The sequence below is a fragment of the Pedobacter sp. genome (genome assembly GCF_039594775.1).
Taxonomy (GTDB): domain Bacteria; phylum Bacteroidota; class Bacteroidia; order Sphingobacteriales; family Sphingobacteriaceae; genus Pedobacter.
On the sequence record NZ_JBCNMT010000005.1, the window covers coordinates 237,708 to 259,227 of the forward strand.

20 protein-coding genes are annotated in these 21,520 nt (G+C 37.2%); 10 read left to right on the forward strand and 10 right to left on the reverse strand.

The window, feature by feature from the left end; all coding sequences use genetic code 11:
- Positions 1–12: 12 nt before the first annotated feature.
- On the forward strand, positions 13–1,434 hold the full coding sequence (locus ABDV71_RS13985; RefSeq protein ID WP_343533576.1) for a substrate import-associated zinc metallohydrolase lipoprotein: 1,422 nt from the start codon (positions 13–15) through the stop codon (positions 1,432–1,434).
- Positions 1,435–1,436: 2 nt separating this feature from the next.
- Positions 1,437–2,771 carry a DUF4302 domain-containing protein gene (locus ABDV71_RS13990; protein WP_343533578.1) on the forward strand — a complete coding sequence of 445 codons (1,335 nt, stop codon included), beginning with the start codon at positions 1,437–1,439 and terminating at the stop codon, positions 2,769–2,771.
- Between the two features lie 810 nt (positions 2,772–3,581).
- Here the strand turns inward: ABDV71_RS13990 and ABDV71_RS13995 are convergent.
- Positions 3,582–4,856, reverse strand: a complete 1,275-nt coding sequence (locus ABDV71_RS13995; protein ID WP_343533580.1) for a hypothetical protein — start codon at positions 4,854–4,856, stop codon at positions 3,582–3,584.
- A gap of 443 nt (positions 4,857–5,299) precedes the next feature.
- Here ABDV71_RS13995 and ABDV71_RS14000 point away from each other — a divergent pair, with 443 nt between their 5' ends.
- From ABDV71_RS14000 to ABDV71_RS14015, 4 genes are all read left to right on the forward strand, one after another.
- Complete coding sequence (locus ABDV71_RS14000; protein ID WP_343533582.1) at positions 5,300–5,527, forward strand: hypothetical protein; 228 nt, start codon at positions 5,300–5,302, stop codon at positions 5,525–5,527.
- A 24-nt stretch (positions 5,528–5,551) separates the two neighbouring features.
- On the forward strand, positions 5,552–5,830 hold the full coding sequence (locus ABDV71_RS14005; RefSeq protein ID WP_343533584.1) for a hypothetical protein: 279 nt from the start codon (positions 5,552–5,554) through the stop codon (positions 5,828–5,830).
- Between the two features lie 161 nt (positions 5,831–5,991).
- Positions 5,992–6,654, forward strand: a complete 663-nt coding sequence (locus ABDV71_RS14010; protein ID WP_343533586.1) for a DUF2461 domain-containing protein — start codon at positions 5,992–5,994, stop codon at positions 6,652–6,654.
- Positions 6,655–6,682: 28 nt separating this feature from the next.
- A complete protein-coding gene (locus tag ABDV71_RS14015; RefSeq protein ID WP_343533588.1) occupies positions 6,683–7,525 on the forward strand; it encodes an OmpA family protein in 843 nt (280 codons plus the stop codon).
- 143 nt (positions 7,526–7,668) lie between these two features.
- Here the strand turns inward: ABDV71_RS14015 and rfbC are convergent, their stop codons facing one another.
- The 3 genes from rfbC to ABDV71_RS14030 are packed head-to-tail and all read right to left on the reverse strand — an operon-like array spanning position 7,669 to position 10,352.
- The gene (gene rfbC, locus ABDV71_RS14020) at positions 7,669–8,223 is read right to left on the reverse strand and encodes a dTDP-4-dehydrorhamnose 3,5-epimerase (protein WP_343533590.1); all 555 of its coding nucleotides are present in this window, start codon (positions 8,221–8,223) and stop codon (positions 7,669–7,671) included.
- 3 nt (positions 8,224–8,226) lie between these two features.
- Complete coding sequence (locus ABDV71_RS14025) at positions 8,227–8,529, reverse strand: DUF4286 family protein (RefSeq protein WP_343533591.1); 303 nt, start codon at positions 8,527–8,529, stop codon at positions 8,227–8,229.
- A 14-nt stretch (positions 8,530–8,543) separates the two neighbouring features.
- Complete coding sequence (locus tag ABDV71_RS14030; protein WP_343533593.1) at positions 8,544–10,352, reverse strand: tetratricopeptide repeat protein; 1,809 nt, start codon at positions 10,350–10,352, stop codon at positions 8,544–8,546.
- A 221-nt stretch (positions 10,353–10,573) separates the two neighbouring features.
- On the opposite strand from ABDV71_RS14030, the gene ABDV71_RS14035 reads away from it, so the two are divergent.
- The 3 genes from ABDV71_RS14035 to ABDV71_RS14045 all read left to right on the forward strand — a co-directional run bounded on the left by ABDV71_RS14035 (position 10,574) and on the right by ABDV71_RS14045 (position 14,897).
- Complete coding sequence (locus ABDV71_RS14035) at positions 10,574–12,466, forward strand: prolyl oligopeptidase family serine peptidase (protein WP_343533595.1); 1,893 nt, start codon at positions 10,574–10,576, stop codon at positions 12,464–12,466.
- A gap of 9 nt (positions 12,467–12,475) precedes the next feature.
- A complete protein-coding gene (locus ABDV71_RS14040; RefSeq protein WP_343533597.1) occupies positions 12,476–14,146 on the forward strand; it encodes a HAMP domain-containing sensor histidine kinase in 1,671 nt (556 codons plus the stop codon).
- A 61-nt stretch (positions 14,147–14,207) separates the two neighbouring features.
- On the forward strand, positions 14,208–14,897 hold the full coding sequence (locus ABDV71_RS14045; protein ID WP_343533599.1) for a response regulator transcription factor: 690 nt from the start codon (positions 14,208–14,210) through the stop codon (positions 14,895–14,897).
- A 33-nt stretch (positions 14,898–14,930) separates the two neighbouring features.
- On the opposite strand, the gene ABDV71_RS14050 is transcribed toward ABDV71_RS14045, so the two are convergent.
- The 6 genes from ABDV71_RS14050 to ABDV71_RS14075 form a co-directional block, all read right to left on the reverse strand.
- Complete coding sequence (locus tag ABDV71_RS14050; protein WP_343533601.1) at positions 14,931–15,095, reverse strand: quinol oxidase subunit 4; 165 nt, start codon at positions 15,093–15,095, stop codon at positions 14,931–14,933.
- 60 nt (positions 15,096–15,155) lie between these two features.
- Positions 15,156–16,043 carry a hypothetical protein gene (locus ABDV71_RS14055; protein WP_343533603.1) on the reverse strand — a complete coding sequence of 296 codons (888 nt, stop codon included), beginning with the start codon at positions 16,041–16,043 and terminating at the stop codon, positions 15,156–15,158.
- 84 nt (positions 16,044–16,127) lie between these two features.
- Complete coding sequence (locus ABDV71_RS14060) at positions 16,128–17,384, reverse strand: metallophosphoesterase (protein WP_343533605.1); 1,257 nt, start codon at positions 17,382–17,384, stop codon at positions 16,128–16,130.
- Positions 17,385–17,636: 252 nt separating this feature from the next.
- Positions 17,637–19,118 carry a magnesium chelatase gene (locus ABDV71_RS14065; RefSeq protein WP_343533607.1) on the reverse strand — a complete coding sequence of 494 codons (1,482 nt, stop codon included), beginning with the start codon at positions 19,116–19,118 and terminating at the stop codon, positions 17,637–17,639.
- 86 nt (positions 19,119–19,204) lie between these two features.
- Positions 19,205–20,296 (reverse strand): VWA domain-containing protein, encoded by a 1,092-nt coding sequence (locus tag ABDV71_RS14070; protein ID WP_343533609.1) that lies wholly within the window; start codon positions 20,294–20,296, stop codon positions 19,205–19,207.
- A 337-nt stretch (positions 20,297–20,633) separates the two neighbouring features.
- Entirely contained in the window at positions 20,634–21,023 is a 390-nt protein-coding gene (locus ABDV71_RS14075; RefSeq protein ID WP_343533611.1) for a DUF2809 domain-containing protein, read from the reverse strand.
- A 48-nt stretch (positions 21,024–21,071) separates the two neighbouring features.
- Between ABDV71_RS14075 and ABDV71_RS14080 the strand changes: the two genes are divergently transcribed.
- Complete coding sequence (locus ABDV71_RS14080; protein WP_343533613.1) at positions 21,072–21,506, forward strand: nuclear transport factor 2 family protein; 435 nt, start codon at positions 21,072–21,074, stop codon at positions 21,504–21,506.
- Positions 21,507–21,520: the final 14 nt, after the last annotated feature.

A 21,520-nucleotide genomic window follows, 5' to 3' on the forward strand; every position in this document is an offset into this window, starting at 1 on the left:
ATAGTAAAGAAGATGAAAAATAAAATAATATTTTGGCTTTCGGCTTTTGTATTGATCATTTCTTCTTGTAAAAAAGAAGACAATGTGAGTGTTGATATGAATCAATACAATTCTGATGTGACCACGCCGAACAGCGTTGACAACTGGTTAATGACCAATATAACCAATCCATATAATATTGAAGTAGTTTATCGCTTTGATAGAAACTTAGCTGATCCGGCAAAAGATATCTCGCCAGTTGATTTAGACAAGGTGCAGCCTATCATGTCGGCAGTTTTAGACAATTATTTATTGCCGTATGAAAAAATTGCTGGGAAAGCATTTATCAAAAAACTTTGCCCTAAACAGTATGTACTGTATGGATCTGTAGCATATAATTCAAACGGCTCAGTAACCTTAGGTACAGCCGATGGCGGGCGTAAAGTAACTTTATATGGCGTAAATGGCTTTAACCTTACCGATGTAGAAGGAGAAAATGGCGTAAGAAGGAAGTTGAGAACCATTCACCATGAATTCACGCACATCCTTAATCAAAACGTTATCATTCCACCAGAATTTACACAGGTAACCAAGGCAGATTATACCGAAGAATGGACTAACGATGCTAATACAGAAGTGTTGGCAATGCAATTAGGCTTTATAAGTCGATACGCTCGTTCTAATTATGGAGAAGACTTTGCAGAAATGACCGCACATTTATTGGTGCATGGGCAAATTTGGTTTGATAATTATGTAGTGAGTGCCCCAGCAAGTGCGCAACGAAAGCTGAGAAGAAAAGAAGCGATGGTGGTTCAATACTTTAAAGATGCTTTCGGAATTGATTTTAGAGCATTGCAGGCAGAAATTCAAAATGTGTTAAAAACGAAATACGGAGCAACAGATCCAGTAGACTTAACTCAAACTTTTGCAGCTTGGTTAGTTAACAACAAAGTAAGCACGTTAACCATAGATCCTGCGGCTGCACATTATACCACCTATGGCAGATCTACAACTTTTACCACCATGTGGAATAACTATGTGACGGCCGTTTCTACACAAACCGCAAATACCAAGTATATTCCAAAGACAATGCAATTGATGTTCACCTCGGACACGACAATGACGTTACGCATTGGATTTTCAAATACAACAAATACAACAAACTATAGCGGAGATTATAACTTTTCAACCAAGATAGTTTCTGCAAACGGAGAGGTCACATTTGCTAAAGTGCTTCCCGAGGGAACAACTACAAACCATGGGAATGGGCAGATTGCAAGTATGAAGCCATTTTTTGAACAGTATTTATTGCCATATCTTACAAACCGCATATTTGTTGCGGATTGGCTACCTACTGGAATAACACCTACTAATCCACTGTATAGGACCTTTGCCGGTTTTACTGAAAAAGGAGTGGCAGCAAATTATTTTTATGGACCAATAGTATTGAAATAGATATGAAAAGATATTTTTTATATGCGGGAGTGTTATTGTTGGCACTTTCGGCTTGCCGAAAAACGGAAGTAGATAACTTATTTGCAGATTCACCAGAAGGGCGAATGGCCGATACGCTGGCAATGATTAGAAAGGACCTAACCAGCGCACAATATGGCTGGAAAGCGGGATTACAAACGGGACTAAAGGGTGGATATGGTTTTTATTTTCAGTTTACTGATGATAATAAAGTAAAAATGGTAGGCGATTTTTCAACGACTACGGGTTCTACTTTAAAGGAATCAACTTACCGTGTTTCACCAACAGGGGTAGCCTCGCTAATTTTTGATACCTACAATCATATTTCGCTATTGCAAGATCCAGTACCAGATGTAGCAGGCGGAACAGCAGGTCAGGGATTTAGAAGCGATGTTGAATTTTCTTATCAAGGAAAAAGAGGCGATTCGCTATTCTTTACAGGTAAAAAATACAGCTTGCCGCTAGTGTTGATCAAAGCCACCAATACAGAACAACAGGCTTATCAAAGTAGCGGGTTAAATACCTTCTCAACGGGTTTTTCAAACGTTTACAATACCAATTATGCGTTTTCTTACGCGTTAGATGCACAAGCCAATAAACTAGCTATAGAGGTAGATTATGCTTCTAAAGCCATTAAGTTTAGTTACGTGGATGCCACAGGTGAAGTAACCAGTAGTAAAACCTCGCCTTACTACTATACCACAACTGATTTAAGTTTGGTAAGACCGTTATTTGTACCATTTGCTGGGAAAGTAATCAAAGCAATTTCCTATGCAGGCACCAAGGTAAATCTGATTTTTACAGATGGCAGCAACCAAGAAATATTGAATAGTGGAACGCCATTATATAATATTGAATCAGTATTTGCCTATAATAAGGCATTTAAAAAATTAGTTTCGGGCGCAACTATTCCAGGAGTGACCGCAAATGTTCATATTTTTGATCAGGTCAGAACTTTGTTCACTGCCTCTAGTAGAAATATTACCAATATGTACTTTGGTTTTACCAACAGTACAACGGCGATATTTTATATTGCTTATACGTCTGGTACATCAAGCTTTGTAGCCTCTGCTACCTATGAATACCGAAGACAAGGAAACAGCATCTTTTTTAAACGCATCGGTATTGATGGTGGCAATAACTGGAATACCCGAGCAACACAAGTTGCACCAGTAAATGATCTTTTTGGAGCTGGTGACGAAAGGGAGTTTACCATTGCTTGGGCAAGCAGTAGTAGTAACACGGTTAAATTCCCAATTGGTGCGATTAAATCCGTAGCTAATCCTAATAACATGTTATATGGTAGACTAGGGCAATAGTTTACACCTAACCATAACATATTTCTATGAAACGCTCAGAAAGTAGAGATTTTGTGAGTTAGATTAATAATTAATAAAACAGTCTGGTGAATAGCCAGGCTGTTTTTTAGAATATATATGATTGGTAATTATTACTTACTTTTATAAGTAAGCTGGTTATATAACTACTTTAGTAATTCAACTATGATATGAAACATACACTACTATTTCAAGTATCTGCTTTTGCGATCTATCTAGTAAACCACATAGGTCAGTTTTCTTTTAAAGTACAGTCTAGCACATTTCAATTAAAAGTTGCATTTGCAGCATTCTTGCTTTTGTCCATTTTGGTATTCTTATGTGACTATCAGTTTAATTATAGAAAAAGAACCGAATTCATCGTCTCCCCATTTTTATTCCTGCTTTATGGAATATTAATGTGGTTTGTTGATGGTGTTTATGTGTTGGCTACACTGAACTTAGTATTAATCATCATATTTTATCTGGTTAAAAGAAAACTTATTACTGAACAGGAAACGAAATATCAATAAAGGACGATGATCAATATTAAATTAAAAAAAACTAAATATCAGCTTGGAACTTATTGGGCAGGCCCCATATTTCTACTGTTGGGCATTTCTTATTTTGTTAATAGGGGCATAAGTATATTTTGGCACACCTATTTTTGAAAGAAATGATATGTTTAATATAGTCCAGTTATTTTTAAGCGTTTCTAATTTTACAGAGATCTATAAATTAAGTTGCTTATTTAGCTTATAGGTATTTTCGATTTCGAAAATACCTATAAGCTTTACAAACTATAGCAAATAACTAAGGAGTAAAATCAATGGCTAATATTGCTGTAACTTGCCCGTTAATTATACGATGAAATTTGTTGTTGTAAAAATTTTCTGGATGCTTATAAAGACCGTCTGGTACAACATTGCTAAAAATCGCATCACTATAATATTTATTATCTGCTGAATTTAAATAAATAGGTGTACTGAATGAGTTATCTACTGTGTTACTAACTTCAGCATCACTAACCGAAATCCAGTAAGCTATTACAGGCGTTGGAAGTGGCATGGGTAAGCTTAATGGGTTGTTGTTAGAGCCGTTACCAGGGTTGTCAATGGAGGGGTTCTCTGGATCACCATCACCGAACCATTTTCGCCAACCTCCTAACGTGCTCGCCTGTAGTGCTGTTAAGGCACCTTGGCCTATTCTATGCCATTGTCCTGAGGGATTTAGTTTGTTGTTGTTATAATCAGACAAAACTGCTTTTCCCCATCCGAAAATATATCCAATTGCATCAACCTGAACCAATGGCTCTTCTGGTAGAGTCGGATCTGCTGGAAGTAATTCATTGGATAAAGTCATAGTTTTGCTTGTTCTAAATCCTTGCGTTTCGTTAGAAAGATTAGAATGCCAATAGATATTAGAATTTATTGCTACTTCTAACATACCTAAGAATAGCTCGCCCTCATTAACATTCCATACAATATTCATATGTTGATTTCTTAAAGCCTGTAATTCCGTAGCGAAATAATAATTTGCATCAGCTTGGTTTAAGTTAAGAGAATATCCATTAATAAAAATATCATTGAGTTCTTCAACCATACCTAATTCTCTAGAGGAAATTAAATTATATTGATTTAGAATATTTAGTACAGAGTCTAGTTGATTTGATAAATGAGATGGGGTTCTTATTGTCGCAGATGAATTTATAGATAACATAACATCAGGGGAGGTCGATAAGTTAAGTCCACTAAATTCTGGCTGATTATTAATGTAGTTTTCACATGCGGCTAGTGCAGAACTTTCACTGGCTTCTTGACCTGGGTTTTCGGGATCTGGAGCAGTTGGGAAAAGTGATTGAACTTGGCGCCTATTAAACTGCAGCTTATTATGGGTTATTAAGATACTAGACCTTAATGCAACATCTAGGCCATTGTTATGGACTTTGCCTACGTTGCCAGTTAATCTTTTAAGTTGCACATTATAATTTGCAACATCAAAATTCTCAATCGTGTTCTGTCCATTTTTTTTACAAGCGCTAATGAAACAAAAAAAAGCAATTGCTAAAAAGTAATTTTTCTTTAACATAAAAATTTGTTTAGTGGTATATGGTTTTATGACTATAAAATCAAATTTAATAATTATATGGATATGTGGAGGTTAATTTGTTTGGTTTTCAGTGAGTTGTTTCATATGTTGTATTGCTTTTTAGAAGTCTGGGAATATAATGTTGTATATTCTTTTTATCTTTAAAAAGATCATATAAAGAAGTTGAGATGTTTAGATAAATTGATGTTGATAAATAAGAGTTGAAATTACAATGAAACCTTACAGCATTAGTTCATAGAGATCTTATCCCAAGTATAAAGGCTTCAAGTAATCAGCGGGGCCAAATCATACAATAAACTAGGAATGTATGTAGATGAAATCGCAAATGGAAAGATAAATTGCCAGTTTCTGAATAAAGTATCTTTATGATTATTTACCTAAAAATGAATTAACTTCCGCCAATTTTAGTTTAAATTTGAAGTATGAAAAAAATATTGGCCATATTACTTTTCTTTTTCACAGTGCTCATTGTTAGCCCTGAAGCTAATGCCCAATGTGCCATGTGTACAGCAAATGCTGAAATGGGTGTTAAAAATGGAAATACACAAACTAAAGGTTTAAATTCAGGCGTGATTTATTTATTGGCCATCCCTTTTCTTTTGGCGGGCAGTGTAGGCATGGTTTGGTATAGAAATTATCGAACTAAGTAAGATTACAACTAAAAAATTAACGTTATGATACAGACGGTAGCTTTTTCAAAAAAAATGTTTTTTGCCAGCATTGGCTTACTGATTTATTTCTCATTGGTTTTTACTGGACTAATCGCAAAGTTAGATAATGCAGTAATTGGCGCCATTTATGAGTTCATCACTATTCCGCTGATTGCAAGTGTAATTGCCATATTTGCTATCGCTGCATTTCTATTTGTAATTAGGAAAAAAACAAACTTTTATAACATCGCTTCTTGTATCGTTACCATCGCAATTATTGTCGCGATGTTTTTAGTGAAGTAAATCAAGATTTTTTAAAAATGCTAGCCGTTAACGATTATTCGTTAGTATATGATGAAACGATCTTAGTCTGTTTAGTAATACAATAGCTTAGAGCAGTTAAAAAACCTTAAAATTTCCTTAAACAAAGATTAATTTGCTACATTGGCATCCAAAGATTTGCTATGCTAAAAAAATCCACTTTCGATTTCCTAAGGGAATTGGCAGACAATAACAACAGAGAATGGTTTGCAAAAAACAAGCACCTGTACGAAGAGGCCAAAACTGATCTTTTTACCTTTATAACGCCTTTAATCAAGGAGCTTTCGAGTATTGATCCACAATTTTCCGCAGATACCGAACCTAAAAAATGCCTATTGCGTATTTACAGAGACATTCGTTTTAGCCCTAATAAGGCGCCTTACAAAAAAAACTATGGAATTGCCTTTGACGTGAAGGGATATGGTCCAACTACTCCTAGCTACTACCTTCACTTAGAGCCGGGAAGCTGTTTCTTCGGTGCCGGATTTTGGATGCCGGAAAGCAAGGTAGTTAAAAGTATTAGAGAAGAAATCGATTACAGCTCGGATGAATTCTTGAAAGTGGTTAACGATAAAGAGTACAAAACAATATTTTCGTTAAGTAAGGAAGATAGTTTGAAAAAAGCGCCAAAAGGGTATGAGATAGATCATCCGATGATTGATTACTTGAAATTGAAAAGCTTTATTTCCATCTATCCATTAAAGGAAGAAGACTTCTATCAAAAGAATATCGTTGAAAAGTTGAAAAAAGCATTTCATGTAATCCAACCATTCATTTTATTTTTACGCAAAGCAGTAGATCAGTAACTCCTTAATATACATTGACAGACACACAATGAAGAAATTCAATTTTTTAGTAGCTCTCTTTTTAGTTCTTGCCACTCTTAGTTCATGCGTGGTACTTTCTACCAAAAAATACAAATCGCTTTTAGCCAAGCAAGATTCCCTTAACACCGGATGGAACAGCTCGCAATTGCAGAATGAAAGTTTAGAGCAGCGTATTAAGCGTCTGCAGGCTGATACCGCATCTTTGAATAGTCAATTGGCAGCACTTAACCAACGTTATACCGATTTAGATGGTAATTATAGTAAATTGAGAAGCAATAGTTCATCAGAAATCAATAAATTAAACGAAAATCTTAAAAAGAGAGAGCAACGTTTAAAAGAGGTGGAAGAAGTATTGCGTAAACGTGATGAAGCCACCAACCAATTAAGAGCTAAATTGCAACAAGCATTGCTGGGTTTTACCAAAAATGGATTGACCGTAGAGGTTAAAAATGGTAAGGTATACGTTTCCCTAACCGATAAATTATTATTCCCTTCGGGAAGTATCATTATTGATGAACGCGGAAAGCAAGCATTGACCCAACTGGCCGAAGTATTAAAACAGCAGCCAGAAATCAATATTGCGGTAGAAGGCCATACCGATTCGCAACGTATTAACAATTTGGGACAGATTAAGGATAACTGGGATTTAAGTGTATTGCGTGCCACTTCTGTAGTACGTTTCTTAACCGAGGAGCAAAAGGTAGAAAGCGTGAGAATGACTGCTACTGGTAAAGGACAGTACCAACCTTTGGCGGAAAATACTAGCGCTGAAGGAAGAAGCAAAAACCGTAGGATTGAAATTGTACTTTCTCCGAAATTGGACGAATTGTACGATTTAATCAAGCAATAAAGAAGACTTACGAAGTCTTTAAGCTACTTAAATTTAAACCTCGTACGTAAGCCTACAGAAAACTCTGTTTGTCATTCTGAGCGTAGCGAAGAATCTGTAGCCACAAATACACAAACCAAGTTTGCGTATTTGTGGCTTTTATATTAAAATGGTGATTGTAATGAAGCAAAATCGGCCAATACTAAATCTTTATCTGACAATAAAAATTCATTAGCATCCAAGTAGGCCCCCCAATCAATATTGATGGTTGGATCATTCCACATAATGCCTATTTCTGAGGCCTTATCATAATAATTACTGACCTTGTAGGTAAAGATGGTATCATCTTCCAGTGTTAAAAAGCCATGTAAAAAGCCTGGAGGTACCCATAATTGCTTATGATTTTCACCACTTAGCTCAACGGCAAAATACTGCCCATAAGTAGGGGAGTTTTTTCTAATATCTACAGCAACATCTACTACACGGCCCTGTATTACCCTTACCAATTTCCCTTGTGCAAAGGGATTTGCTTGAGCATGCATTCCTCGTAACGTGCCTTTTTTGGAAAAAGATTGATTATCCTGTACAAAAGTGACATCAATGCCCGCCTGTTCGAAAATTCTTTGGTTAAAGCTCTCGTAAAAATAACCTCTGCTGTCTTGCCATAATTTTGGCTCAATCACAAATAGGTCTTTTATTGGTGTTTCTATTAAGTTCATGAATTATCCTATAAATTCCATTAACGTGCTAAAAGTAACCAGCTTATTGGGGTATCTGTTATACATTTCGGCAATAAAAAGTTGCTCGTGTAAATCTAAAAAAGCTTGGTGGCGGATTTCATCTTCGGCAATGAACTGTATGCAATAGCTCAGGCCCTCGTTAGGAGAGTCTACTATCTTTAAAAGCCTATGCGATACAAAGCATTCCTTGTCCATCAACTGTGGAATATGGATTTCTTTCACCCAATGTAGCCAATCAGCTGCCGAATCTTCTTCAATAATTACGGTTACGTTAAATAATAGCATCTGCAAAGATACATTTAAGCCCCCAAATTATCCCCACGTATATTGCGGTATCTTTTTCTTGCCTCACTGTTGAGCATGCTGCCGGGGAAGTCGGTAATGAGTTGCTGATATAATTTTTTGGCCGCTTCAATATTGTTTAATTTATGCTCGTAAATATCTGCCAGCATAAACAAGGCATCATCAATCCATATACTGTTAGCATGATTGGCAATCAGTTTTTTTAGGCTTTCTTCCGCTTTTACAAAGTCATTAGCCTTAATAAAAATTTTAGCTTTCGACATAAGTACATCATCAGCCAAGCTATTATTGGGGAAAGCAATATCAATACTGTCCAATTTTTTAATGGCTGCGGTATTGTTGTTCACAAACTGTAGCATTTCGGCATCAGCATACATCATGAGGGCCAAGCTATCGTTTTTATTTTGTAGGTTATCGGAAATTAAAAGGCTTAGATTCAGGGCATCGTTGGCAATCAGCTGTGAAGTAGACACTTTAAGGACATCGGCCTGTGATTTGGCATATTTAAAGTTACCCTGATAGAAAGACAGCCGTGCCGAACGAAAACGAGCCTCGCTGGCTATCGGGAGGTTTTCGTATTGCTTGGCCACTTGCTCATAAATCAGCACTGCTTCCCAAGGTTCTTTGTTCAGCACGTAAATATCACCAAGGTCAATTTTAATTTGTCCAAGCTCCATGGCAGGCAAACCGGCAACTTTTAAAGCTTGTTCTAGAGTCTTCTCGGCTTCGGGCAGATTATTCAAATAATAAGCCTGTAGATAGGATAGCTTTTTAAGTGCAAAAATAGTTTGGTTGTTAATGCCGTATTGGCTAATTACCTGTGCAAACTCATCGGCCAATGCCTTAATGGCCACTTGGTCTATTTTTCCCTGCATGGCAAGCTCATATTTAGCATTAATGAGCTGTATTTTTGTAGGAAGGTAAAGCTCCTGTTCGGTCCCTTTGCTCAATAAATACTCATAAGCTTTAATGGCTGTAGTAAAAGCCTTATTGGCTACAAAAGTATTTGCCGTGTTGAAAATTAGATCAGAAGCTTTTTTAGTCCGTTTATCTTGGGCAATTAGCTGCCTCAATGCCATTTCATACTGTTGCTGCTGTATATATTGCCAAATCAAAAGCTCGGCATAAATTTCATTTTGAGGGTCCTTTTGTATCTTTTTAAGCAAAGCTGATTGAAAAAGCTGGTAGTCGCTGTTATCCTCAAAAACAGTTGAGAGTACACTTTGCGCCTGTGGCACCAATTGCGGGTTAGCAGGCAAAGCATTGACATATTCGTTAATCAATGCCTGCTTATCTTTCTTAAACCGATAAATACTCAATAACTCGAAGGTGAAAAGCTGTTCATCGCCAAGTGCCTTTCGGGCCTGTAAAAAAGTATTAACAGCCATGTCATAAGCCTCGAACCTATAGAAGGCATTAGCCAACTCTCTAAACTGAAATTCATTTTTGGGCGTATTTTGTATGGTAGTATAATATATCTTGTTCGCTTCCGCTGTTCTTCCTAGCTCTTGATAAATCCGGCCGAGGGCAATCTGATAATTAAGTTTTTGTGGTGACTGCTTGATCAATCTTTTGACTAAACTTTCGGCCTCGTCATACTTTTTGATTTTAAGTAGCGAAGTATAGTAGAGGTCAAAATAACCATCGTTTCTGGTGCTGTTGAAAAGCTTTCCTAGTAAGGTAGCTGCTTTTTCATAGTCTGCCTGTTGATAGTACTGATAAGCCAGTGCCTCTTCTATATTTTGCTGGGCAAAACCAAAGGTGTACCAACAACAGCCAAGAAATAATAACATTAGACGTTTCATCAACAAATTCCGCTATTTGCTAAAATTAAATTTTTTAGCTTATAATTACGCATTGAAAATAAAATAACGCTGGGCGGGGGACTGTATTTTAAATGTTACGGTCTATTTTCCATTAAATGCCAAATAGTTATTTTATTTGGATATAACTAAGTCTTTGAGGTAAGTAACAATATTAATGCTAATAGCCCAACAGCTATAGTGTTGTGTAATTTTGCGAGATGATGATTGCAGTGAAAAAATATGTATGGTTGTTGTTGGTGGTAGCGCTTTTTGCATGCAATCGTGATGCACAAGTGAGGGAAATTCCAGTAAACGATTTTTTTAAAACCCAAGATAGGGCTTTGTATCGCCTGTCGCCCAATGGTAAATACCTTTCTTATCTTACACTTAAAGATAAAAAGCAGCACTTGGTGGTTGAGGATCTCGAAAAAGGTAGCATCACCGAAGTATCAAAACTGGAAGAACGTAACATCAATTTTTATTGCTGGGTAAGTAATGATGAATTGATCTATTACAAGGAAAAAGAAGGTAGCCGTTTTCAAACCGATTTATACATTGTAAACAAGAATGGTACCCAAGAACGCATTTTAAGCAATGATGGTAAAAGCAAGGTACGCTTGTTGGAGGACCAATTGATTGAAGATAAATTTTTGTTGGTAAGCAGTAACAAGAGGGATTCTACGGTTTTTGACGTTTATAAACTAAACGTACGAAACGGACAGATGCTTGTGGCAGCTAAAAATCCGGGAAATTTTACCGATTGGCTAACCGATAGCAAAGGTAAATTGAGAATGGCCATTTCTAGGGATGGCGTAAACGAATCTGTTTGGTACCGCGAAAACGAAACCAAACCATTTCAGAAAATCATTACCAATAACTTTAAGACAACTTTATGGCCCGTTGCCTTTTCAGAAAACAAACCCAATACCATTTATGCCATTTCTAACGTGAATAGGGATAAAAATGCCTTGGTTGAAATAGATTGTATTACAGGAAAAGAAAAAGACGTACTGTTTGCCGAAGACACTTTAAATGTAGTAGAGGCGCAATACTCCAAGCGTCGCGGCAAAATGGATTTTTTGGTGTATGAAACTTGGAAAAAGGAAAAATACTATTTGAATGAAGAAGCCAAGAGGCTTTATCAAGGCTTGGAGAAATTAATCCCTGATGCTGAATCGAGGATTATTCATCAAGATAAAAACGAACAGCATTTTATTGTTAGAACTTTTACCGACCGCAGTCCAGGAGCTTATTATCTCTACAATGCCAGGAATAATTTCTTGAAAAAATTGAGCGACATTAATCCTTCCATTAAAGAAGGAGAAATGTGCGAAATGAAGCCCATAAGTTACATCACGGCAGATGGGTTTAAAATTAATGGTTATTTAACATTGCCATTAGGATTAAAACCTGAAAATTTACCTGTGGTGGTTATGCCGCATAATGGTCCGGGGCAACGCAATACCTGGGGCTTTAATGCCGATGTGCAGTTTTTGGCCAATAGGGGTTATGCCGTACTTCAGGTAAACTATAGGGGGTCAACAGGTTATGGCAAGGAGTTTTACGCTGCGGGTTTTAAACAGTGGGGACAAAAAATACAACAGGACATAGATGCAGGAGTATTATGGCTAATTGAACAAAAAATTGCGGATCCACAGCGCGTGGCTATTTATGGCTATGGTTTTGGTGGGCTTATTGCAATTAACAGTGCAGTAGGTAATTCCAAATTATATAAGTGTGCGGGCTCAAGCACTGGAATATTAAATCTTTTCAGTTACCTTAAAGCAATTCCACCCTTTTTAACCTCTAATCTTCAAATGTATTACGAAATTGTAGGTAATCCAGATAAAGATGCGGAATATATGAGACAGGCCTCTCCTGTTTTTCATGCAGATAAAGTAAATATCCCTATATTTATTACACAAAGTTCCAAAGACCCACGTATTAATGGGAATGATGCGGTGCAGTTTGTAAAGGAGCTTAAAAAGTTAAATTTACCAGTAACCTATTTAGAAAAAGAAGACAGTAAATCGCCGTCGGATAGAGAAGAAGCTCGTAAAAAGTCATATGCTGCACTGGAGCTTTTTTTACAAGGCAATTTAAAAAAGCGCTAAATTATGGCCATGGAGTCTGTTAAAGAAAGCGGTTATCGTAAAAACTTTTCCCTAATCGTCACTTTTATTGGCCTAATATCGGTGCTTTTTGTACTCTCGTTGTTCTTGGCGTTCAACTTCAGCAAAAAGAAAATCGAAGGTGATTTTATTTCAGCCAAAACTAATGTATTGGAAGAGAGTATTAAACCCTATAATGATTTCTTTTCGAACAAATTACCCGAAATTTCCTATTACAATGGCTTCCTCGATTCGGCCACCGCTGCTAAATTTGTAGATACTGTTTTACTCAAATACCCTTTTGTTAAAAAGGTAGTTTTCTTTGATGCCGAGGTTCGTAATATGCGTTATGAAGATAATGGGCTTAACGTAGGCGAATTTTCAGTGGGGATGAAAAATGCTTACCAATTTGGCACCTATATTCCCGATGATTCGGTGAAGATTTTTGGCCCTAATGCCGTACAAAGCAATGCCACGTTAGAAAGCTTTAACGAGCTGGCCCTGAAGTTATATACTTTTGTTAATAAGCTTGATACAACCAAAACTCCGACACAGGAAGAACTGTTTAACATTTTTTCTAATATTAAACATAACCGGATAGACTATTTCAATATCCCTCGTTTTGAAGATTTGAAGGTGTATAAGCAGATGATTACCAAAAAGCTTCCATCGGAACCGGTATATCAACAGGACATGCTTTCTTTTGAACTTGATCCTATGAAGATTAAAATCAAGAACAATCGTCCATTGCTTTACCAATCAGTGCGCATAGAGCCAATTACCTACGATCCTTTGGAAACCTCTTCCGAATATGAAACCGGGGAAATTACATTGGGTGGTCCTTTTTCAGCCTACAAGCTCTATTTCATCTCGGCTAAGTCTTTTATTAAGAAAGAGATTTTTGGTTACTTTTTCCCAATTGCCGCATTGATTTTGATTTTTTATGGATTACTGTTGCTAGTGGCCTTCTTGATTTACCGTAATCTGAACATCAATCATAAAATGTTTAAGCTACAATACGATTTTTTAACCAACCTAACGCATGAATTTAAAACACCGGTTAGCGTAATTAAAATTGCGGGCAATAACATTAAAAGCGCTGCGAGCATCTCCGAAAGAGAGCAAAAGTTATATGGCAAAATCCTTGATGAAGAAGCTGATAAACTTAATGGTTTAATGAACAAATTGTTGGCTTTTACCCAAATTGAAAACAAGGCTATTAAGCTCAACGAAGACCGTATTGATATGGTTGAATTTATTGAAAGCACCATTGATGTCCATCAGCTTAAACACCCTGATTTTAAATTAAGTTACGAGGTTACGGAATTCACCCATTTTGTAACGGATCCCGTATTGTTGGGGAGCTTATTTGATAATCTGGTGGAAAATGCCTATAAATATTCGCCGCCCAACCAAAAGAAACTACATATTACCACAAGGCTCATTAAAGATAAAGTCGTTTTACGTTTCAAAGATGCAGGAATTGGTATCCCTGCATCAGAAATTAACAATATCTTTAAGAAATTTTATAGAGTTCAAAATCAGTATAACCAAGCTGGGAGTGTTGGCTTAGGTTTGGCTTTTTGTAAGGAACTTGTTAATTTTATGAAAGGCGAAATAAGTGTAAGGAGTGTAGTGGGCAAAGGCACCGAATTTAAAATAGTATTACCTTATAATCAATGATAGAATGATTGATTTTTGAATAATTGAATTCAATCATCCAATCTTCAAAATTTAAATAGTTATGTCAAAAGATATTAAAATACTAATTGTTGAAGATGATGAAAACTTACGTTTTTTAGTGGTTCATCGTCTAAAAAATGAAGGTTACCAAGTGTTGGAAGAAGGTGATGGCCTTACCGCGGTACAAACTATCCATGCTGAAAAACCTGATATTGTGCTTTTGGATTGGATGTTGCCGGGAAAAGAAGGCTCTGAAGTTTGTGAAGAAGTGCGCAAACAGGGCTTTGAGGGACTTGTTATTATGATGACGGCCAAAGCACAGGATGTAGATAAAATAGATGCCTATCAATTTGGAGCGTCAGATTATGTAACCAAACCATTTAATATGGATGTGCTGGTGGCTATGCTGGAGAGCAAGGTTAAGTTTCTGTTGAATGCCGACAGGTCTGAAATCCATCGGTTTGGGAACATGGAACATCATCCAAATATCCACACGCTTTTCCGCGATGGCAAAAAAATAGAATTGACGATTTTGGAAAATAGAATATTGCTGTATTTCCTTCGTAACCCAAATCAGGTAATTAGCAGAGAAGATTTGATGTTGGAGGTTTGGGGCTATAATTCGGATGTAAATACACGTACCTTAGATATGCATATTGTACGTTTGCGTAAAAAGATAGAAGCCAATGCTGATAATCCTCAACTGCTACAAACGGTTAGGGGGGTAGGTTATCGTTTTAACGCTGGATAAAGAAAAGGCCTCGGATTTAGTCCGAGGCCTTTTTTAATTCTTGTTTTGACCAGGGGCATAAGGTTTTGCTGATTTGGAACCCGTAGCTTTCTTCACCTGTCCCGGAGGAACTTTCCCACTATTACCAGCCGTTGCGTAGCACGAGGCAAATAGGGTAACCACAGCGCATAATACCGGGATAAAAAGTTTCTTTTTCATTTCAGTTGGATTTTTCTTGTCAGATAGGTTGCAAAGAATATGCCAACATTAGGATAAAGCTTATAGCATGGCCAGCCAGCTGCATGCCACTAATATTAGGTATTGCAGTAACATGGTGCCATCTAAATAAAAGAAATAGTAATATTCGTTTCTTTTAAAATTAGATTTAAAAATGAGCCATCCTGTAAGCACTACTGTTAAAGTAAGCCCAACTACATCCAGGTTAATATTTTTGGCGAACAGTACTAAGAGTAGCACATAAATTGCCAGCAGGGCTTGGCAGAAGATCCAGGCTTTTTTTTCACCCAATACTACAGGAATGGTCTTTAGTTCGTATAGCTTATCCTGGAACAAATCTCTGATATCGAAGGGTATGGTGATGGCGCAAATGAATAAAAATCTCTTAGCGACTAGCAATACGGTTTCACTTAGCGGTACTTGTATCTGATGACTACTTTCTAGCTCAACAATGGGTAGGAGCACGCAACTGCTTGCCCAAACAAAGGCAATAAGAAACAGTTTAATTCCCGGAATATTCCTTAACCCTATCTTTTTGCCATTAAGTGTTAGAAAGGGAATATTATAGGCTACTGCTAGCAAACCAACAAATCCCATGAGCAATTTAGATTCAAAGCTTAGATAAAGCAGGCCCAATGGAATTAAACAAAGTGCAGAAATAAGTGTAGTAGAAATAGTGAACCTATGATGCCCGAAAATCCACCTTACCCGTTTAAAAGGTGAATTTTGAGGTGTTTTGGGTTTAGCGAGCAGTACGGCTAAATTGTAAATCAACAAAGTGGAGAAGAACAAAAATGCCAATACATGTTCGCTGGGTTTTGCCTTTAGCAAATGATAAGTGACCAAACCTTGGGCAACTGCACAAATAGCAATAAAGAAATTGCTAAAAAGCAGAAAATCAAGAATGGATAAACCTATTTTTCGAATCATAATTACTCAATGATAGAGTTTTAAATGATAGAATGTTAAATATAAGCGATATTCAATCATTCAAAATTTACTCATTCAAAATTTCTAAGCTTTGCTTAACGTAAATATCGTGATTTCTGGCAAAATACCTACACGTCCTGGATAGCCCAAAAAGCCATAGCCTACGTTCACATATAACTGCTGTTGTTGCTCGGTGTACAGACCAGCCCATTCTTTGTAAATATATTGAATAGGGCTCCATTGCATTTCCTTTAGTCTTACGCCAAACTGCATGCCGTGGGTATGGCCACTAAACATGGCATCTATTTGCGGATATTTTTGCAATACTTCCCCACGCCAATGTGAGGGATCGTGCGAAAGCAATAGTTTTACAGGCAAATCATCTGTGTTTTGTGTAGCCAGTTCCATTTTGCCATATTTTGGAAAGCGGCCCATTCCCCAGTTTTCAATACCCAGAATTCCTATTTCTTCACCATCAACTTTTAATCTGCGATGTTGGTTCATTAATAGGTCCCAGCCCATAATTTTATGGGTAGCAATCATGTCCTGTAGGTTTTTAACTTTCGCTGGCGAACTGTCTCTACCAAAATGATAATCGCCATAATCATGATTTCCCAGTACTGAATAAACGCCCAATGGAGCTGTTACTTTGCTAAAAATATCCTGATAATCTTTTACTTCGCTAGTAAGGTTATTTACCAAGTCGCCGGTAAAAAACACAAAATCTGGCTTTTCGGCTAGGAGCATTTCTACACCACCTTTCACCGCTGTTTTATTGTAAAAACTTCCCGAGTGAATGTCTGAAACCTGTGCCATGGTGATACCATCAAAGGCGCTAGGTAAATTTGGAAGCTTTAATTTCACCCTTCTGATTTGGTAATCGTAAGCCCCAGAAATAATGCCCCAGCTTAAGGAGCTTAAAGGAATTGCTCCAGCAATTAAACCTGCTTTTACCAAAAATGAAGAACGGCTGATAGGTTCACCAACAATAGTTTCTTTTGCTGCTTCCGCATTTTTTTTACGCTTCAGCAATCTTGTAAATTTAATCACTAGACGCCTCAGATCATCGATCAATAAGAAAGGTAATATAATGGCTTTGCTGGCCGAAAGCAGAAAGAACGCTACTAAAATAATGGCTCTAACGGTTAGAAACAAATTGAGGTAAATGGCACAAAAAACGCCAACGATTAAGCTAATGTTCACTACCCACCAAGCTTTTTTGAAGAATTGCTTAGTGCTTTGTTTCCAGTTTTTAAATACAGCTAAAATGGCGTTGTAGCAATAAATGTCGAATAAGATGACGATAAAGCAGAGTACCGTAAGAAATATTGTTCTTCCCATGAGGGGTAAAGTTAATTGATTTGAGTGTTTAGATTGATGAAGTTTTCAAATGTTTCACAGGTCTTGCCATATCTTTGTCATTCTGATGATGGAGGAAGAATTAGTGAAGACTTACGAAGTTTCAAAAACTTCGTAAGTCTCGTCTAGCTTTCCGTCATTTCGACTATATGGAGACCGCGGAGCAGCTACACAGTAAAATCTAGCAAGGCATTAGATTTCTCTCTCGCTTTGCTGCAAATGAAGAGAGGTTGTTTATCCAAAGTCCTCCTCATCTTCATCCGTCAAATCAGCATTAAATAAGCTTTCAAACATGTCTGAAAAGCCAAAGCCTCCGTTAAGGTAGTTTTTATTCAGTTGTGAAAATTCGGATAATCCGTGTAGCACAAACTCCATGAGCAATAAAGTTTGGTTTTCACTTAACTTAGGGTGGAACTTCTTGATCAGTTCTTCTAAGCCTTTTACTTTATACAATTCCTTTTTATACTCGGTTAAAGTGAGGTTGTCATCCACATCGATAGTATTGCCCTCCGTAAACCACTCTGTAATTTCAGTATAAGGGTTGGCTGTTTTACTTTTTTTCGCTCTTGTTGGGTCAGGGAAATAACGAACAAACAAATGTTTAATGGCTTTTCCAATTAAAGTATGGGCCACTTTTGCGGGACCTTCTAGTTCTCCTTCATATACTAATTCTATCTTTCCGGTAACCGCAGGGATAATACCACTAAAATCTGAGATACGTACAAAAGTATCTTTCTCTTTGTTGATAAGCATTCTTCGCTCGGCATTGCCAATTAAGTTTTCAAATGCCGAAATAGTCAAACGAGCTGAAACACCCGATTTTTGATCGATGTATTCACTCTTTCTTGCTTCAAACGCTACTTGCTCTACCAAATCTTTTACCAAACCATCAGCTTCTATTAAACGTTGTTCGGGTGTAAGCTTAGCCTCCTGAAAAGTAATCTTTCTCGAAATTTCTATTGATTTTGGATAGTGGGTTAAAATTTGACTTTCGATGCGGTCTTTCAATGGCGTTACAATGCTTCCGCGATTTGTATAATCCTCCGGGTTTGCGGTAAACACAAATTGTATATCCAAAGGTAGTCGAAGCTTGAAACCCCTAATTTGAATGTCCTTTTCCTGTAGCATGTTAAATAAGGCCACTTGAATCCTCGCTTGCAAGTCGGGAAGCTCATTAATGACGAAAATACTGCGGTGAGCTCTAGGAATCAATCCAAAATGGATTACCCTTTCATCATTGTAGGTAAGTTTCAGGTTGGCAGCTTTAATAGGGTCTACATCACCAATCAAATCGGCCACGGTAACATCGGGAGTAGCCAGTTTTTCAGTATATCGTTCGCTGCGATGTAACCAGGCAATGGGAGTATCATCACCTTTGGTGGCAATTTCATTGCGGCCAAACCACGAAATAGGGTTTAATGGGTCGTCAAAAACCTCGCTACCTGCAATATAGGGAATATACTCATCCAGCAAATTCACCATTAAACGGGCAATGCGGGTTTTAGCTTGCCCTCTTAATCCCAATAGCAACACATTGTGTCGGGCTAGAATGGCAGTTTGCAATTCGGGAATAACGGTTTCATCATAACCCAAAATTCCTTCAAAACCTGCTTCTTTTTGCTGTAACTGTTTAATTAAATTTTTCCTAAGCTCGTCTTTAATACTTAACGATTGATGTGAGGTTGCTTTTAGTTCACCTAGAGTTGTTGCTTGCATTTGTTATGGAATAAGGATAAAAGAACAAAGAATAAAGATTTAAGCCGTGACTAAAAGTCTTTACTCCTTGCTCCTTGTTCTTTTGTCTATCTTACGGTTCTTCTTCTATTTTTTATATAATCTTCAAAAATGTATTCACCTAATCCGTTTAATGAACTATAGAAAGCTCTACCGCCATTAATTTGTGTAAATTGTCTTACAAATTGTTGCAGATAAGGGTCTTTGGCTATCATAAACGTAGTGATAGGGATGTTCAATCTTTTACATTGCGCTGCCATGTTCAACGTTTTGCCAATCACTTTCCTGTCTAATCCTACACTGTTTTTATAATAGCGGCCATTTTCTTTTAAACAAGTGGGTTTGCCATCGGTAATCATGAAAATTTGCTTATTGTGGGTTTTGCGCCTGCGCAATAAATCGACGGCTAATTCTAAGCCCGCAAAAGTATTGGTGTGATATGGACCAACCTGTAGATAGGGTAGATCTTTAATACTGATTGGCCAGGCATCATTTCCAAAAACCACAATATCTAAAGTATCTTTTGGATATCGGGTTTTGATCAGTTCTGCTAGAGCCATGGCTGTTTTTTTGGCAGGGGTAATGCGGTCTTCCCCATATAAAATCATCGAGTGCGAAATGTCTATCATCAGCACTGTAGAAGTTAAGGTTTTATAGTCCTTTTCTTCCACTTCCAAATCACGTTCTGTAAGGGTGAAATTCCCAAGACCGTGGTTGATCTGAGCGTTATGGATAGAGGCTGTCATGTCAATTTGATCTAAGCTATCCCCAAAATTGAACTCACGCCTATCAGCATTTTTTTCTTCGCCAATTCCTGAGATATTGCTGTTGTGATTACCCTTTCCAGCTTTCTTCAGCTTTCCGAAAATCTCTTCCAAAGCTGATTTACGTATCGTTTGCTCTGTTTTGGCAGTAATTTTTACTTCTCCATCTTCTTCCTTCAAATAACCTTTTTCCTTCAGGTCTTCAATGAAATCGCCCATGCCATAATCATTGTTGGTAAACTTGTATTGCTTGTCCAACTCGTTCATCCAAGCCAAAGCTTCGCCAGCATCGCCAGCGGTGTAATTGAGCAACTGTGTAAATAATTTTAGCAATTCATCAAAACCACCTTTGGGCAATTCGTTGGGTAAAAATTTAGAAAATTGATAACCTTTCATATCTCTCGTTGCTCAATAATTAACGTAGCAACTAAGTTAATGGTTTGATAGTTTTAGTTTTTTAAGGTAGATGTCATAATATTTTGAAAATGTGGGCCAGTTTTCATCGCAACTGAAAGTCCTGCTGTACGCTTGTATCTTTTTGTTGTTTCTGTCATCCTGAGCTTGTTAAAGGATATTTTATAGGTAACAGATGCTTCGACAGGCTCAGCATGACAAGTATACGTTAATGTATTGCAAACAAAAAGGATACCCGCTACCATCAGGTTTAATTCCTCAAGGGCTGTGTCAACTTTGTCAATCTTAATTGGCAATTCGCACAGAAGATCGACAAAGTCTAGGACTGAGCTTTTCTTGGCTCTATCACCAAAACGATGGCAATGCCCACAGTATAAGCTATCATATCTTCCCAAGCGAAGTAATTGCCGAGCACCACGTTGGCCAGTCTAGAATGTTCCAGGCCAATCAGTTTCACAAATTGAAAATATTGTAGCGTTTCTATCAGATAGGCGAATAGCAATGTGCCAATTGCCAACGGCCAAACCGGAATTCGAAAAAATGCTTTTACAAAATAATAGATTAAAATAACCACTAACACATCACCAACGTAAGGACGGACAAAGTTGTCGGTAATGTATAAGGCAATTAAAACTTCGATGATAAATAAAATTGCGGCAATCAAAAAACTCTTTCGATCAAACCTAAAAGTATTTTGGCGTTGTTCCATTTGGTGAGATAGTTTTAAAAACCTAATTTAAACTAGATTTTCAATTTAATGAAGATGATAGGAAAAATAATATGGGTATTGTTGCTGGCTTGCTCAACTACCGTGATGGCACAAACTGCAAGAGATAAAACGGATATTCTAAAAGTATTGGAAAATCAGCGCCAAGGCTGGAACAAAGGAGATATGGATGCCTACATGCAAGGCTATTGGAAAAGTGATAGTCTGCTGTTTGTTGGTAAAAGTGGGCCAACCTATGGCTGGCAGAAAACTTTGGATAATTATAAGAAAGGCTATCCCGATAAAAGTGCGATGGGCTTTTTAACCTTTGGAATCAAGAAAGTGGAATTTTTATCGAAAGATAGGGCTTTTGTATTGGGCAGTTGGAATTTGAAGCGAGAGAAAGACGAACCTAAAGGATATTTCACTTTGTTATTGAGAAAGATCAACGGACAATGGAAAGTGGTTGCAGACCATAGTTCTTAACCCAATTAACCTTT

Coding starts and splice junctions, on each gene's coding strand:
- ABDV71_RS13985 (WP_343533576.1), top strand. CDS start 13: ATGAAAAATAAAATAATATTTTGGCTTTCGGCTTTTGTATTGATCATT.
- ABDV71_RS14050 (WP_343533601.1), bottom strand. CDS start 15,095: ATGAAAAAGAAACTTTTTATCCCGGTATTATGCGCTGTGGTTACCCTA.
- ABDV71_RS14075 (WP_343533611.1), bottom strand. CDS start 21,023: ATGGAACAACGCCAAAATACTTTTAGGTTTGATCGAAAGAGTTTTTTG.
- ABDV71_RS14005 (WP_343533584.1), top strand. CDS start 5,552: ATGATACAGACGGTAGCTTTTTCAAAAAAAATGTTTTTTGCCAGCATT.
- ABDV71_RS13995 (WP_343533580.1), bottom strand. CDS start 4,856: ATGTTAAAGAAAAATTACTTTTTAGCAATTGCTTTTTTTTGTTTCATT.
- ABDV71_RS14055 (WP_343533603.1), bottom strand. CDS start 16,043: ATGATTCGAAAAATAGGTTTATCCATTCTTGATTTTCTGCTTTTTAGC.
- ABDV71_RS14035 (WP_343533595.1), top strand. CDS start 10,574: ATGATTGCAGTGAAAAAATATGTATGGTTGTTGTTGGTGGTAGCGCTT.
- ABDV71_RS14065 (WP_343533607.1), bottom strand. CDS start 19,118: ATGCAAGCAACAACTCTAGGTGAACTAAAAGCAACCTCACATCAATCG.
- ABDV71_RS14080 (WP_343533613.1), top strand. CDS start 21,072: ATGAAGATGATAGGAAAAATAATATGGGTATTGTTGCTGGCTTGCTCA.
- rfbC (WP_343533590.1), bottom strand. CDS start 8,223: ATGAACTTAATAGAAACACCAATAAAAGACCTATTTGTGATTGAGCCA.
- ABDV71_RS14000 (WP_343533582.1), top strand. CDS start 5,300: ATGAAAAAAATATTGGCCATATTACTTTTCTTTTTCACAGTGCTCATT.
- ABDV71_RS13990 (WP_343533578.1), top strand. CDS start 1,437: ATGAAAAGATATTTTTTATATGCGGGAGTGTTATTGTTGGCACTTTCG.
- ABDV71_RS14070 (WP_343533609.1), bottom strand. CDS start 20,296: ATGAAAGGTTATCAATTTTCTAAATTTTTACCCAACGAATTGCCCAAA.
- ABDV71_RS14045 (WP_343533599.1), top strand. CDS start 14,208: ATGTCAAAAGATATTAAAATACTAATTGTTGAAGATGATGAAAACTTA.
- ABDV71_RS14025 (WP_343533591.1), bottom strand. CDS start 8,529: ATGCTATTATTTAACGTAACCGTAATTATTGAAGAAGATTCGGCAGCT.
- ABDV71_RS14010 (WP_343533586.1), top strand. CDS start 5,992: ATGCTAAAAAAATCCACTTTCGATTTCCTAAGGGAATTGGCAGACAAT.
- ABDV71_RS14060 (WP_343533605.1), bottom strand. CDS start 17,384: ATGGGAAGAACAATATTTCTTACGGTACTCTGCTTTATCGTCATCTTA.
- ABDV71_RS14040 (WP_343533597.1), top strand. CDS start 12,476: ATGGAGTCTGTTAAAGAAAGCGGTTATCGTAAAAACTTTTCCCTAATC.
- ABDV71_RS14030 (WP_343533593.1), bottom strand. CDS start 10,352: ATGAAACGTCTAATGTTATTATTTCTTGGCTGTTGTTGGTACACCTTT.
- ABDV71_RS14015 (WP_343533588.1), top strand. CDS start 6,683: ATGAAGAAATTCAATTTTTTAGTAGCTCTCTTTTTAGTTCTTGCCACT.